The organism is Streptomyces sp. MUSC 14 (genome assembly GCF_001866675.1).
GTDB lineage: Bacteria > Actinomycetota > Actinomycetes > Streptomycetales > Streptomycetaceae > Streptomyces.
The window spans coordinates 1-13995 of the sequence record NZ_MLYN01000010.1 but is presented as its reverse complement, the minus strand read 5'-3'; the positions used below and the strand labels follow the sequence as shown (position 1 = coordinate 13995).

At 70.4% G+C, this 13995-nt stretch carries 15 protein-coding genes and 2 tRNA genes; 2 read left to right on the top strand and 15 right to left on the bottom strand.

Annotated elements, in window-relative coordinates; genetic code table 11:
- Positions 1 to 28: 28 nt before the first annotated feature.
- The 10 genes from BIV25_RS05530 to BIV25_RS50785 form a co-directional block, all read right to left on the bottom strand.
- Positions 29 to 101: transfer RNA gene (locus BIV25_RS05530), tRNA-Ala, on the bottom strand.
- Between the two features lie 127 nt (positions 102 to 228).
- Positions 229 to 462 carry a hypothetical protein gene (locus BIV25_RS05525; RefSeq protein WP_006136074.1) on the bottom strand — a complete coding sequence of 78 codons (234 nt, stop codon included), beginning with the start codon at positions 460 to 462 and terminating at the stop codon, positions 229 to 231.
- 3 nt (positions 463 to 465) lie between these two features.
- On the bottom strand, positions 466 to 639 hold the full coding sequence (locus tag BIV25_RS50795; protein ID WP_177235162.1) for a hypothetical protein: 174 nt from the start codon (positions 637 to 639) through the stop codon (positions 466 to 468).
- A gap of 190 nt (positions 640 to 829) precedes the next feature.
- Positions 830 to 902, bottom strand: a tRNA-Ala gene (locus tag BIV25_RS05520).
- Positions 903 to 1004: 102 nt separating this feature from the next.
- Positions 1005 to 1673 (bottom strand): histidine phosphatase family protein, encoded by a 669-nt coding sequence (locus tag BIV25_RS05515; RefSeq protein WP_071371009.1) that lies wholly within the window; start codon positions 1671 to 1673, stop codon positions 1005 to 1007.
- Positions 1673 to 2116: a ribosome silencing factor gene (gene rsfS / locus BIV25_RS05510; protein ID WP_071371008.1), complete on the bottom strand. Its 444-nt coding sequence runs from the start codon at positions 2114 to 2116 to the stop codon at positions 1673 to 1675. Before rsfS ends, BIV25_RS05515 begins: the two co-directional genes overlap by 1 nt.
- A gap of 125 nt (positions 2117 to 2241) precedes the next feature.
- Positions 2242 to 3966: an LCP family protein gene (locus BIV25_RS05505; RefSeq protein ID WP_071371007.1), complete on the bottom strand. Its 1725-nt coding sequence runs from the start codon at positions 3964 to 3966 to the stop codon at positions 2242 to 2244.
- Between the two features lie 16 nt (positions 3967 to 3982).
- Positions 3983 to 4609, bottom strand: coding sequence for a nicotinate-nucleotide adenylyltransferase (gene nadD / locus BIV25_RS05500; RefSeq protein WP_071371006.1), 627 nt, complete (start codon positions 4607 to 4609; stop codon positions 3983 to 3985).
- Between the two features lie 56 nt (positions 4610 to 4665).
- Entirely contained in the window at positions 4666 to 4821 is a 156-nt protein-coding gene (locus tag BIV25_RS50790) for a hypothetical protein (RefSeq protein WP_177235161.1), read from the bottom strand.
- A gap of 119 nt (positions 4822 to 4940) precedes the next feature.
- On the bottom strand, positions 4941 to 5105 hold the full coding sequence (locus tag BIV25_RS50785) for a hypothetical protein (RefSeq protein ID WP_177235160.1): 165 nt from the start codon (positions 5103 to 5105) through the stop codon (positions 4941 to 4943).
- 101 nt (positions 5106 to 5206) lie between these two features.
- On the opposite strand from BIV25_RS50785, the gene BIV25_RS05495 reads away from it, so the two are divergent.
- The gene (locus tag BIV25_RS05495; RefSeq protein WP_071371005.1) at positions 5207 to 6286 is read left to right on the top strand and encodes a M48 family metallopeptidase; all 1080 of its coding nucleotides are present in this window, start codon (positions 5207 to 5209) and stop codon (positions 6284 to 6286) included.
- Here the strand turns inward: BIV25_RS05495 and BIV25_RS05490 are convergent.
- The 5 genes from BIV25_RS05490 to proB form a co-directional block, all read right to left on the bottom strand.
- Complete coding sequence (locus BIV25_RS05490) at positions 6252 to 7331, bottom strand: hypothetical protein (RefSeq protein ID WP_071371004.1); 1080 nt, start codon at positions 7329 to 7331, stop codon at positions 6252 to 6254. The two genes, BIV25_RS05495 and BIV25_RS05490, sit on opposite strands and share 35 nt — an antisense overlap.
- 90 nt (positions 7332 to 7421) lie before the next feature.
- Entirely contained in the window at positions 7422 to 8018 is a 597-nt protein-coding gene (locus tag BIV25_RS05485; protein ID WP_177235159.1) for a hypothetical protein, read from the bottom strand.
- Between the two features lie 91 nt (positions 8019 to 8109).
- Positions 8110 to 9396, bottom strand: a complete 1287-nt coding sequence (locus BIV25_RS05480; protein ID WP_071371002.1) for a glutamate-5-semialdehyde dehydrogenase — start codon at positions 9394 to 9396, stop codon at positions 8110 to 8112.
- 74 nt (positions 9397 to 9470) lie between these two features.
- On the bottom strand, positions 9471 to 9896 hold the full coding sequence (locus tag BIV25_RS05475) for a hypothetical protein (RefSeq protein WP_071371061.1): 426 nt from the start codon (positions 9894 to 9896) through the stop codon (positions 9471 to 9473).
- Positions 9897 to 10063: 167 nt separating this feature from the next.
- Complete coding sequence (gene proB / locus BIV25_RS05470) at positions 10064 to 11191, bottom strand: glutamate 5-kinase (protein ID WP_071371001.1); 1128 nt, start codon at positions 11189 to 11191, stop codon at positions 10064 to 10066.
- Positions 11192 to 11674: 483 nt separating this feature from the next.
- Between proB and BIV25_RS05465 the strand changes: the two genes are divergently transcribed.
- Positions 11675 to 13894 carry a CDP-glycerol glycerophosphotransferase family protein gene (locus BIV25_RS05465; RefSeq protein ID WP_371272990.1) on the top strand — a complete coding sequence of 740 codons (2220 nt, stop codon included), beginning with the start codon at positions 11675 to 11677 and terminating at the stop codon, positions 13892 to 13894.
- Positions 13895 to 13995: the final 101 nt, after the last annotated feature.

Below are 13995 nucleotides of genomic sequence, written 5' to 3'. Positions count from 1 at the left end.
CCTCGGGATGATCCGCCTTCGACTTCTGTGGAGCTAAGGAGAATTGAACTCCTGACCTCCTGCATGCCATGCAGGCGCTCTACCAACTGAGCTATAGCCCCTTGTTTTGTTGTTTCGCCCGGTTCCCCCGGCGACGTCGTAAACATTACAGGGCCGTGGGCGGAGCGCAAAATCGGATTCAGGGCCGCACCAATGTGTGCACGTATGTCCGCTTTCGCACGGGATCTGTCAGGCCGTCACGAAGGAGTAGAAGCGCTTGAGCGTGCAGTGCTCTTCGAGGAGGCGGCCGTAGATCGGCTCGCCCTCCAGCTCCCGGTACGTCTCGATCGGGTCGCCCTTTATGATCAGCGCCCGGGCGCATTCCTCGCACCAGTACTGGTAGTCGGGGTTGATCGGCTCCATGTCACGGACGATCGGCGTACCGCTGCCGCACCAGTCGCACTTTCGCCTGTGTGCACCCATCGATCAGCTCCAGCTGTGGCCGCAGGCCGTGCACACGTAGGAGATTCCGCCGTTGTCGCCGAGGACTTGGGCCACATGCGCGGAACCGCAGGAAGGGCAGAACAGCCGGGTCGCCGTGCTCCGTATCAACGCCGCACCGAGGAGGTCGCCGCCCTCCCCAAGGATGCTCGCAGGCATCGCTACTCCCTCCCGTCGGGCCGCGCCCCCTTCCGGCCGTTTGATTCTGCCACGGGAACGCCACCGGAGGGGTATACGAGCACGGGACCCCGAGCGACTCAAAGGCCGCCGCCGACAAACAGAAGATCCCGCCCCCTCGGGGGACGGGATCTTCTCACCGATCTCTGACACTCGACAGAGTGTCGATCAGTGGAGCTAAGGAGAATTGAACTCCTGACCTCCTGCATGCCATGCAGGCGCTCTACCAACTGAGCTATAGCCCCTTACGTTCTTCCCGCTCGGCGGGGCGAACAAGAAGAACTCTAGCCTGTGACCTGCCGGAAAGTGAAATCCGGGGTTCGGAGCCCCGGCGGGTCGGCCGGCGGTCAGTCGTCGTCGCCGAGCACGGGCTCCGGGAGGGTGCCGGCGTTGTGCTCCAGCAGGCGCCAGCCGCGGGCGCCCTCGCCCAGCACGGACCAGCAGCAGTTGGACAGACCGCCGAGGCTCTCCCAGTCCCGGGCCGCCAGCCCGAGGAGCCGGCCGATGGTCGTGCGGATGGTGCCGCCGTGGCTGACGACGACGAGCGTGCCGTCCTCGGGCAGCTTCTCGGCGTGCCGCAGCACGACGGGGGCGGCCCGGTCGGCGACCTCGGTCTCCAGCTCACCGCCGCCGCGGCGGACCGGCTCGCCGCGCTTCCACGCGGCGTACTCCGCGCCGTGGCGGGCGATGATCTCCTCGTGCGTCAGCCCCTGCCACACGCCCGCGTACGTCTCGCGCAGACCCTCCTCGCGGACGATGTCGAGGCCGGTGAGGGCGCCCAGCTCGGCGGCCGTGTGCGCCGCCCGCTGGAGGTCGGAGGAGACGATCGCGTCCGGCCCCAGGGAGGCCAGCAGCCGGGCGGCGCGGCGGGCCTGGCCGATGCCGGTCTCGGTCAGCGCGACGTCCGTGCTGCCCTGGAAGCGGCGCTCGACGTTCCACGCGGTCTGGCCGTGCCGCCACAGGATGATGCGGCGGCCGCGGCCCTTGCGGTCGGTGACCTCGCCGGTGGCGCTCATCACCACTGCCCGCCCGGCCCCTGGTCGGCCTCGGCGGCCTGCTGCTTCGCGTGCTCCTCGGCCTTGCCGCGGGTGGCCTTGGCGTCGGCGGGCAGCTCCAGTTCGGGGCAGTCCTTCCACAGCCGCTCCAGGGCGTAGAAGACCCGCTCCTCGCTGTGCTGGACGTGGACGACGATGTCGACGTAGTCGAGCAGGATCCAGCGGGAGTCGCGGTCGCCCTCGCGGCGCACCGGCTTGGCGCCGAGTTCCTTCTGCAGGCGCTCCTCGATCTCGTCGACGATGGCCTTGACCTGGCGGTCGTTCGGCGCGGATGCCAGCAGGAAGGCGTCCGTGATCGACAGCACGTCGCTGACGTCGTAGGCGATGACGTCGTGGGCGAGCTTGTCGGCCGCCGCCTGGGCGGCGGTGTGGATGAGCTCAAGGGAACGGTCGGTGGCGGTCACTACATGGCTTTCCGTCGGCGGTCTTTTGCCCTCAAGGGTCTCACGGACCGCCCGGGGCACCCCACGTGATCAAAGGGTCGCGCAGGGTGCCCCGGGCGCCTCGGCCGGGACCGGGAGGCGGACGGTCAGGAGGCGGACGGTTTGTAGTCCTGGCCGAGTACGACCGAGACGTCGGCGCCCGAGGAGACCGTGCCCTTGGCCACGGAGCTGCTCGGCAGGCCGAGGGTCTTGGCGACCTCGGTGGCGTTCTGCCGGCCGGAGGCGCCCGCGTAGAGCACCTTCGAGACGGCCTGGGTGCCGGTGGGGCTGCCGCCGTCCAGGAACGTGAAGCCGCCGTTGAGGAGCACCACGCGGGCCTTCTCCGTGTCGTCCTTCACACCGGTGGCGTTCTGTACGGAGACCCGGACCGCGGAGCCGGCGGCGGGGCTCTTCGCGGTGCCGCCGAGGATGTCCTTCACCACGCTGTCGCTGGTCTTCGCGCTCAGGGTGCCGTCGGTCTGCACGGGCAGCATGGCGGTCTTGTAGTCGCCGCTCTTGGCGAGGTCGGAGAGCTTGGCGAGGAAGGTGCCGAGGTCGTTGTCGGTGAGCGGCGGGTCGAGGATCTGCGCCAGGGTCTGCACCGTGGTGATCGCCGCCGACGGGTCGGACGACAGCTTGCGCAGCGTGCCCTGCATGACCTGCCCGAACCGCTCCAGCTGGGCGTTCTCGTTCTCCCCGGAGGCGCGGTAGGTGGCGTAGGCGACGGCCATCTTGCCGCTGAGGGTCTGCTGGCTGCCTTTGTGGACGAGCGGCTCGGCGCCGGCCTTCTTCGCGCTCGGGTCGGGCACGTCGGCGTTGGTGTCGATGTCGATGTTGCCGACCAGGTCGACCAGGTTCTGCAGGTAGGGGGTGTCGAGGCGCCAGGTGGCCTGGATGTTGGTGCCGAGGACGGTGTCGAGCTGGTCGCGAGTACCGGAGGAGCCGTCGCCGTCCACCGACTTGGCGAGCGTCGTGGTGGCGCCCGAGTCGTCGCTCAGGGCGAGGTTGTTGGGCAGCAGCACGGTGCTGCCCTGCTTGGTGGTGGTGTTGTCGACCAGCAGCGCCGTGGACGTGCCGCCCTTGTCGGTGTTGTGCAGGTGGACGACGATCACGTCGCGCTTCTGGGCTCCGACGGGCGTGGCCGTGCCGGGCCCCGCGGCCGCGGAGGACAGGCCGGGCAGCTTTCCGGCGTACCAGAGGTAGCCGACACCGCCGACGGCGACCAGGGCGAGGACGACGACCAGGGCGACCAGCCGGCTGCGGGCGCGGCGCCTGGCCTCCTCGCGGCGCTCGGTGCGGTTCTCGGTGAAGTTCAGCCAGTCGATGACGTCCTCGGAGTCACCGTCCGGGTCCTCGACGAACGCGAACTGCTCGGTGCGGTAGTCCCGTTCGCCCCCGTCCCGGGTCTCCGCGGGCCGCTCCCCCGGCTCCCGCGGCCCCTGCGCCGGGCCGGGCTGGTGCGGGATGTGGGCGGTCTGTCCGGCGGCCCGGGACTGCTGCCCGCCGGCCGCGGCCTGCCCGTAGGGGTCGTGGCCGGGCATCTGCTGGGTGCCGGTCCCGTAGGGGTCGTACGGGTTCTGGGCGGCATAGGGGTCGTACGCCGGCTGCTGCCCCGAGTCGTAGGAGGGCACGGGCGGCTGCTGGCCGGTGGCGTAGGGGTCGTAGCCGTAGCCCTGTTGCTGGGCGTACGGGTCGTAGCCGGCCTGCTGGGTGTGCGGGGCCTGCTGTGCCGTGACCTGCTGGTAGACGGGCCGGCCGTACTCGTCGTAGCCGACGATCTCGTACGGGTCGGCGCCGTAGCCGCCATTGCCCGTGTCGTATCGGTCGTTCACCGGTGCCCCTCTCGGCTCACTCGCCGCGGTACAGCTCGCGCTTGGCGATGTAGCGCACGACTCCGTCCGGCACCATGTACCAGATGGGGTCGCCCTTCGCGACTCTCGCACGGCAGTCTGTGGAGGAGATGGCGAGCGCGGGAACCTCGACCAGCGAGGCGCCGCCCTCGGGAAGGCCGGGGTCGGTCAGGTGGTGGCCGGGCCGGGTGACGCCGACGAAGTGCGCGAGGGAGAACAGCTCCTCGCTGTCGTGCCAGGTCAGCAGCTGGGCGAGCGCGTCGGCACCGGTGATGAAGAACAGGTCGGTGTCGGGGTTGAGGGCCCTGAGGTCGCGCAGGGTGTCCACGGTGTAGGTGGGACCGCCGCGGTCGATGTCGATGCGGCTGACGGAGAACTGGGGGTTCTCGGCGGTCGCGATGACCGTCATCAGATAGCGGTCCTCGGCCGGGGAGACCTTGCGGTGGGACTTCTGCCACGGCTGGCCGGTGGGCACGAACACCACCTCGTCCAGCTGGAACTGCGCGGCGACCTCGCTGGCCGCCACCAGGTGTCCGTGGTGGATCGGGTCAAACGTTCCGCCCATGACGCCCAGGCGTCGCTTGCCCGTGTGCACGGGGCCGGTAGGCATGTCCTGCTCTCCCATGCGTGCAGACCCTACCGGCCCGGCCTCCGAGGTCCCGCCGGGGACGGGCGCCCGGCTCAGCGGTCGCGGTTGAAGCGCGTGGTGATCCACAGCAGGAGCAGCAAAATGACGAAGGCGCTGCCGCCGGTGATGGCCGGGTTGAGGCTGTTGTGGTGGCCGCCCTCGGCTTCGGCGAGGGTGACCATCTGGGCTGCGGCGCTGTGAAGGCTCATCTTCGGCAGACCTAACGCGTGTGGGCGGGATAAAGATGTCGGCTCATCGTATGCGGGCGGCCCGGCGACGATCACGCCGACTCCGCCGTTGGGCCGAGGCGGGGAACTTTCGCCACCGCTCAGTCGTCATTGCGCTTGTAGCCCCTGAGCAGGAACCAGGCGGTCAGCGCACAGCCCAGGACCATCACGACCAGAACGACGCGGAGCAGATTCCCTGCCCCGTGCTGCTGGGCGGCGCTGGTGGCGGCCTCGGTCAGCCACACGGCTGCGGGATGGTGATCCATCGGTGGACTCCTTCGGCTGTACTGCCCGTCCACCGTATCTCCGCCTAGGCTGGGCCCTGCCTCGGGGGCACAGTGGGCACTCAACGCACATGGGGGACGACATGTCCGACGACGGCCAGCAGACCGGGCACGAGCGCGTGCCGAGCAGGCAGCGCAGGCGCTTCCCGGGGATCTCCTCGCGCGCGTACGAGCATCCGGCCGACCGCTCGGCCCTGGTCGCACTGCGCAAGCTGAGCGGATTCGACACGGTCTTCAAGGCGCTCAGCGGGCTGCTGCCCGAGCGGAGCCTGAGGCTGCTGTTCCTGTCCGACTCGGTCCGCGTCTCCGAGCGGCAGTTCCAGCATCTGCACGACATGCTGCTGGACGCCTGTCACATCCTGGACCTGGAGAAGGTCCCGCCGATGTACGTCAACCAGGACCCGCAGCCGAACGCGATGTGCATCGGCCTGGACGAGCCGATCATCGTGGTCACGACGGGCCTCGTGGAGCTCCTCGACGAGGAGGAGATGCGCGCGGTCGTGGGCCACGAGGTGGGCCACGCCCTGTCCGGTCACGCGGTGTACCGCACGATCCTGCTCTTCCTGACCAACCTCGCGCTGAAGGTCGCCTGGATCCCGCTGGGCAACTTCGCGATCATGGCGATCATCACGGCCCTGCGGGAGTGGTTCCGCAAGTCGGAGCTGTCCGCGGACCGCGCGGGGCTGCTGGTGGGCCAGGACGCACAGGCCTCGATGCGCGGCCTGATGAAGATCGCGGGCGGCAACCACCTGCACGAGATGAACGTGGACGCCTTCCTGGAGCAGGCCGAGGAGTACGACGCCGCGGGCGATCTGCGCGACTCGGTGCTGAAGATCCTGAACGTGCTGCCCCGCTCGCACCCGTTCGCCGCCGTGCGGGCGGCCGAGCTGAAGAAGTGGTCCGAGTCCCGGGACTTCCAGCGGATCATGGACGGCCACTACGCCCGCCGCGACGAGGACAAGGACACCTCGGTCAGCGACTCCTTCCGCGAGTCGGCGGCCGCCTACGCGAGCGACGTCAAGGGCTCCAAGGACCCGCTGATGAAGCTGGTCTCGGACCTCGCGGGCGGCGCGGGCGACCTGGGCGGCCGGGTGCGACGCGGCTTCGACGGCTTCAAGAGCGGCCCGCCTACGGCGCAGGAGGAGCCGACGGACGAGGAGTAGCCAGGGTCCCGCACAGCGCCGCCGGGCTGTCCGTGGCGAACGGGTCGGTGCCCGCCGGGCCCCCGCTGCGGGCCGTCTGCCCGGCCAGCAGCGGCCTCAGGTACGCCGAGGAGTCCTCGGCGCAGGCGAGGGGGCCCGCCTGGACGTACGACGTGAGCAGCTGGACCTGGCGGGTGCGCAGGTCGTCCCGGCTGAAGCCGAAGGTCAGCTCGCGGCGGACGGTGAACAGGGAGACCCGCGCGCCGGCCGGGGCGCCGGCGGGCCGCAGTGCGTAGACCAGGGTGTGGTCGGCGGTGACCTCCAGCGTGTCCGCGTCGGTCTCGACGGCCTGGAGGTCGCCCCGGACCCGGATCCGGTCGTCGGCGAGCTGGGTGCGGGCGGGGTCGAAGCGGACCACCCAGCCGGTGGCGGCGTGCCGGCCGTCGGCCGCCGGGCGGGCGAAGCTCTGGTCGAACTGGTCGAGTTGGTCAGCGTCGAGCAGGGCCCGGGCGGGGGCGTTCTGGCGGCCGGTCAGCACCTCGGGGTAGAGCGCGGAGCGGACGATGTAGTCCTTGGCGCTGGTGAGCGCGGTCATCACCTGGCTGTCGGAGAAGTGGACGGTGCCGCGCGCGGCCGGCAGCGGGATCCCCTCGGCGCCGATGTCGAACTGGGCGGCGGGGCTGTGCGCGTACAGGCTCTCGGCGTCGGCCCCGCCGGGCACCTCGGCGGTCGGGGCGAGCGGGATCACCGTCGTGCGCAGGGGCTCGACGGGGCGCCGGGCCTGCGGGGAGCCGTAGGGATGACGCACGCTCATGTAGACCGCGGTGCCCAGGGCGACGGCGAACAGCACGACGAGGATCAGCAACTGCCGGGGCAGGCCGCGGTGCAGGGGCGGGCGACGGCGTACGGCCGGTGTGTGGTCGGCCATCCGCTCCTCGGCGGAGTACTCCTGGAGGCGGGCAGCGCGGACGAACGACTCGTCGAAGACGACGGATCGGTACTCGTCCTCGCCACCTGCGGGGCCGCCCTCGGGTGTCCCCTCCGGTGGGTCTCCTGGCCCGCCCATACTTTCAGGGTAGGTCTCAGGGGCCTCAGGTAAACGCCCTGGTACACGACAACTTCTGACAGGTTCTCACCAAGGGGCGGGTGAGTGCGCTCAAGGGGTGCGCGGGGTGGCCGAGGCGACCGGCTGGCCGGTGTCGGCGGAGACGGAGGGCGCGGCGGCACCGCCCTGTTCCACCCCGGTGGAGGCGGGGGCGGGTACCCGGTCGCGGGCGCCGGAGGAGCCGCCGCGGTAGACCGCGGCGAAGGCGAGGGCGACCATGCCTATGCCCATCACGACGGCGAGCACCCAGGCCACGGGCCGGTGCCAGCGAACCTGTCTGCCGTGGGCGCCGAAGGGGCCGTCGCCGTCGTCGAGGACGTAGAGGTCGTCCAGGTCGTCGTCGCGATCTTGGCCGAGATCGGTGCCCTCGGGGGCGTACTTGTCGTCGTAGCGCTCGCCGCGGGCGCGGGCTCGGCGGGCCTCCGCCTCGGAGGCCTCGGCTCTCGCCTGCGCGGCGGCCAGGAGGCGCTCCACGGCGGTCGGTTCATGGACCGTGGCCGCCTGCACGAAGGCCTCGTCGAAGACCACGGAGGCGAACTCTTCGTCCGACACCCCGTGGTCGTGGTCGTCGTCGGGCTCCCAGCCGTCAGGGAACGGCGTGCCCCCCACGTCCTCCGGCACACGTCCAGAGTAGACCTGAGGGGTCAATTTGGGCAGACGGTAGGGAAATTCGTCTGACAGGTGAGACGCCTTTCGGCCGCCCGCCAGGGTCCCGGACGTACGGCCGAACGGGTGATTCTCAGGGGCGTACGTGGCCGTCGCCGGTGACGATGTACTTCGTGCTGGTCAGCTCCGGCAGGCCCATCGGGCCCCGGGCGTGCAGCTTCTGGGTGGAGATGCCGATCTCGGCGCCGAAGCCGAACTGGCCGCCGTCGGTGAACCGGGTGGAGGCGTTCACGGCGACGGTGGTGGAGTCGACCAGCTGGGTGAAGCGGCGGGCGGCCTGCTGGGAGGTGGTGACGATCGCCTCGGTGTGCCCGGAGGTCCACAGCCGGATGTGCTCGACGGCCTTGTCGAGGGAGTCGACGACGGCGGCGGCGATGTCGTACGAGAGGTACTCGGTCTCCCAGTCCTCGGCCACGGCCTCGACGACGGTCGCCTTGGAGTCCTTGGCGTGGGCCAGCACGCGCTCGTCGGCGTGCACGGTGACGCCGGCCTCGGCGAGGGCGTCCAGGGCGCGCGGCAGGAACTCCGCGGCGATGTCCTGGTGGACCAGGAGGGTCTCGGCGGCGTTGCAGACGCTGACCCGCTGGGCCTTGGAGTTGATCAGGATGTCGACCGCCATGTCGATGTCGGCGGCCGCGTCGACGTAGACGTGGCAGTTGCCGGTGCCGGTCTCGATGACGGGGACGGTGGACTCGCTGACCACGGTCCGGATCAGGGAGGCGCCGCCGCGCGGGATGAGGACGTCCACCAGGCCGCGGGCGCGCATCAGCTCGCGCACGGACTCCCGGCTCTCGCCGGGCACCAGCTGTACGGCGTCGGCGGGCAGCCCGGCGCCGCCCACGGCGTCGCGCACCACCCGCACCAGCGCGGTGTTCGACTCGTACGCGGAGGCGGAGCCGCGCAGCAGGACGGCGTTGCCGGACTTGAGGCACAGGACGGCGGCGTCGACGGTGACGTTCGGGCGGGCCTCGTAGATGATGCCGACGACGCCGAGCGGGACGCGGACCTGGCGCAGGTCGATGCCGTTGGGGAGGGTGGAGCCGCGGACGACCTCGCCGACCGGGTCGGGCAGCTTCGCGACGTCGCGGACGTCGGAGGCGATGGCGCGGACCCGCGCGGGGGTGAGGGTGAGCCGGTCGACGACGGACTCGCTGGTGCCGTTCTCCCGGGCCCTGGCCACGTCCTCGGCGTTGGCCTCGACGATCTCGGCGGTCCGTACCTCCAGCGCGTCGGCGATGGCGAGCAGCGCGTCGTCCTTCACGGCGCGCGGCAGCGGCGCGAGGTCGGCGGCCGCGGCCTTGGCCCGGTAGGCGGCCTGGGTGACCGGGGACATCGAGTCGTACGGCGAGAGCGTGGTCATGAGGGAAGGGTAGTGCGCGCCGCGTACGCCTCCGGCGCACGTCCCACACCCCGAGACGAAACCCCCGTACGGGATCAGAAGGGGTGGACCCCTACGGGTGTCGCGGGCGACGGGCCGTAGCCCTCGGCGATGCGGTGGTGGTAGGTCTCGCGGTCGATGACCTCCAGGCCGACGATCTCCCACGCGGGCAGTCCGGCGCTCTGCCGGTGCTCGCCCCACAGGCGCAGGGCGACGGCCGCGGCGTCGTGCAGGTCGCGAGCCTCCTCCCAGTACCGGATCTCGGCGTGATCGGTCGCGTATCTGCTGGTCAGGAGGAAGGGGTGGTCGTGGGCCAGCTGTTCCAGGGCCCGACGCAGATCGGACAGGGGGACGGTGTCCCCGGAGACGCTGAGGGTGACGTGCCACAGCCGGGGCAGGTCTTTCGGCTCCTCGTAGGTGTCCCCGGCCGCGACGCTCGTCAGAGCACCGCGCGACGTCGCCCCAGGGCGCACTCGTCTCACGACGGCCTCCTTCATGGCTCGCTCGGCCCCTTGACGGAAGGCGTGTCCTGCCAACATGCCCCCGAGACAAAGTTGAGCAGGCCGCAGGGCTCCGCGTGGTGGTTTTACGGAACGTCCCCCACCGGGGGCGTGCCGTACGCCCTGTTTTACGAGCGGTCTTGCGACTGTCAGAGGTGCAGGAGCACCAGGTCGTCCCTGTGTACTACCTCGCGTTCGTACGCCGGGCCCAGCTCACGGGCCAGCTCGTGGGTCGAACGCCCGATCAGCCGGGGGATCTCCTTGGCGTCGAAGTTGACGAGGCCCCGGGCCACCGCGCGGCCGGCCGTGTCGCGCAGTTCGACGGGGTCGCCGGCGCTGAACTCGCCCTCCACGGAGGCGATTCCGGCGGGCAGCAGCGACTTGCGGCCCTGGACGACGGCCTCGACGGCCCCGTCGTCGAGGGTCAGCGCGCCCTGCGGGGTGGAGGCGTGCTGGAGCCACAGCAGCCGGTCGGCGGAGCGCTTGCCGGTGGGGTGGAAGTAGGTGCCGGTGTCGCCGCCGCTCAGCGCGTCCGCCGCGTGCACGGCGCTGGTGAGGACGACGGGAATGCCCGCGGCGGCCGCGATCCGGGCGGCCTCGACCTTGGTGACCATGCCGCCGGTGCCGACGCCGGCCTTGCCCGTGCTGCCGATCTCCACGCCCGCGAGGTCCCCGGGCCCCGTCACCTCCGCTATCCGCGAGGTACCGGGCTTGCTCGGGTCCCCGTCGTAGACCCCGTCGATGTCGGAGAGCAGGACGAGCAGGTCGGCGTGGACGAGGTGGGCGACGAGGGCGGCGAGGCGGTCGTTGTCGCCGAAGCGGATCTCGTCGGTGGCGACGGTGTCGTTCTCGTTGACGATCGGGAAGGCACCCATGGCGAGCAGCTTGTCGAGGGTGCGGGAGGCGTTGCGGTGGTGGGCGCGGCGGCTCATGTCGTCGGACGTGAGCAGGACCTGGCCGACGCGGACGCCGTAGCGGGCGAAGGAGGCGGTGTAGCGGGCGACGAGCAGGCCCTGGCCGACGCTGGCGGCGGCCTGCTGCCGGGCCAGGTCCTTGGGGCGCCGGCGCAGGCCGAGCGGGGCGAGACCTGCGGCGATGGCGCCGGAGGAGACGAGGACGACCTCCCGCTCTCCGCCGCTGCGGCTTCTGGCCAGCACGTCCACCAGCGCGTCGACGCGGTCGGCGTCCAGGCCGCCGGCGGCGGTGGTCAGCGACGAGGAGCCCACCTTGACGACGATCCTGCGGGCCTCGCGTACGGCCTGCCTTGCCCTTGCCACCTTGCTGTCCCCTCGCGCGGTCCTTCACCCGAGCCGCAATCTACGCGAACGGGGGCGGGTGGTGCGCCCGGGTCCGGTGGGTGGAACGCCGAAAAGCCACCTCGAACGGGAATTCCCTATTTACCCGCCAAAGATGCACGAAAGAATGCGAACAGTGATCCTCTTCTTACCTTTTGGGGGGTCATCTCGTGCGGCGCGTCCGGTCCCGGAGTCGGGGTGAGCCCCGCCACACCCCAACTGACCAGGGACGGACGGGTAGTGGTAAGAACACCCCGCGAGTGACGTTAGGGTACGATTAAACGAACCTTAACCTTGCACTCCTTGTGCCTCTCGCCACCCGCGCCGCATGTCAGCAGCGGGGCGCGGGTGAGTCTGATCGACAGTCCAGGAGCCCCAAGCATGCCCCTCGCGGATGGAAGCACTTCGCCCAAAATAAGCGTGGTCGTCCCTGTCTATAAGGTTCAGGGATATCTGCGCGCATGCTTGGACTCCATCCTCTCCCAGTCGTTCGAGGACTTCGAGGTCGTCGCGATCGACGACCACTCCCCCGACTCCTGCGGGCGCATACTCGACGAATACGCCGCCCTGGACGAGCGCGTCATCCCCGTGCACCTGACGGAGAACCAGGGCATAGGAAAGGCACGCGACGCCGGCGCGCTGAAGGCACGCGGCGAGTACATCCTCTTCCTCGACAGCGACGACACCCTCGCCGAGGGCGCTCTCCAGGCGATAGCCGACCGGCTGGCCGTCACGGACAACCCCGACGTCCTCCTGCTCAACCATGTCCGCACGTACTGGAACAACCGGGTACAGGCGAGCGCGGCCGGCGAACTGCTCGCCGCGGCCGGCACGGACGTCTTCACGGCGCTGGAGCGTCCCGAGTACCTCGGCATGTTCGCCGTGGTGTGGAACCGCGCCTACCGCCGCGAGTTCTACGTCGACGACCACCACTTCACCTTCACCGACGGCATCTACGAGGATGCCCTCATGGTCTACAAGACCATGCTGACCGCGGAGCGCATCGCCGCCACCGACCACGTCTGCGTCGAGTACCGCCAGCGCCGCCAGGGCAACTCCATGCGCACGCCCGGACGCAAGCACTTCGGGATCTTCGAGCAGTACCAGCGGCTCTTCGCGTTCCTCGACGAGCGTCCCCGGCTGGAGTCCGTGCGGGCCCTGCTGTTCGAGCGCGCCGTCAGCCACTACCTGTTCACCCTGGCCCGTGAGGACCGCATCGTCCCCAAGGACCGCGCGGAGTTCTTCAAGCTGGCGGCCGCCAGCTACAAGCGTTTCAAGCCGCAGGGCTTCGTCCTCCCGGAGGGCACGCAGGGCACCAGGTTCCAGCTGCTGGAGCGCGGCTCCTACACGGCGTACTCGGCGGTGATGGCCGCGAGCAACACCCGTCGCGAGGTGATCAAGCGGGCCACCAGGGTCAAGACCAAGCTCGGCAAGACCGCCTACAACCGGCTGTACCAGCTGCACCTGCGCCGCCCGGTCGACGAGAACCTCGCCGTCTACGCGGCCTACTGGAACCGCGGCGTCGCCTGCAACCCCGGAGCCGTCTACGAGAAGGCGAAGGAGCTGGCCCCGAACGTCCACGGCGTGTGGGTCGTGAAGCGCGACGCGGTGGACACCGTCCCCGCGGGCGTCGACTACGTGGTGGCCAACTCGCCGCGCTACTGGGAGGTCATGGCCCGCGCCAAGTACCTCGTCAACAACGTCAACTTCCCGAACAACATCGTCAAGCGGCCGGAGCAGGTCTTCCTCCAGACCCACCACGGCACCCCGCTGAAGCAGATGGGCATCGACCAGCAGAAGTACCCGGCGGCGGCCAAGAACATGAGCTTCGCCAAGATGCTGGAGCGGGCCGACAAGTGGGACCTCAGCCTCACCTCCAACCAGCACTCCACCGAGATCTGGGAGCGGGTGTACCCCTGCGCGTTCGAGGCCGTCGAGTTCGGATACCCGCGCAACGACGTCTACTTCCGGGCCACCGCCGAGGACGTCACACGGATCCGCCGTGAACTCGGCATCGAGGACGGCAAGACCGCCATCCTCTACTGCCCGACGGTGCGCGACTACCAGAAGGGCTACGTGCCCCGGATCGACCTGGAGCGCTTCTGCCGCGAGCTCGGCCCGGACCATGTCGTCCTGGTGCGCACCCACTACTTCTACGGCGCCGACCCCCGGCTGGCGGCCCTCCAGGAGCGCGGGCTGATCAAGGACGTGTCGAGGTACCCGGTGGTCGAGGACCTCTGCCTGGCCGCCGACGCCCTGATCACGGACTACTCGTCGATCATGTTCGACTACGCGTGCCTCAACCGCCCGATCGTCAGCTACGCGGACGACTGGGAGGTCTACCGCAAGGCCCGCGGTGTCTACTTCGACATTCTCTCCGGGCAGCCGGGCGAGACCCCCGGCGCGACCGCCACCACGGAGGACGAGCTGATCTCGGTCTTCCGCTCCGGCGCCTGGAACAGCGCCGCGGCCGCCGAGCTGCGGGCCGCGTTCCGCGAACGGTTCGTGCAGTTCGACGACGGCAACGCGGCGGAGCGCGTCGTGCGCCGGCTGTTCCTCGGCCAGGACCAGGGTCCCGCGGTGCTGCCCCTGGACGAGCGGACTCCGGCGCCCGCGCCGGGAGTCGTCGCCAAGGCACGCATTCCGCAGCAGCCGACCGCTGAGCGTGGCCTCATCGGCGCCTGACGCACGGCCTGACGTACCGAACGAGAGAGACGAGCACCCCGTGGTTTCCCGCCCCTCCATTTCCAAGGCCGTCATCCCTGCGGCAGGCCTCGGCACGCGGT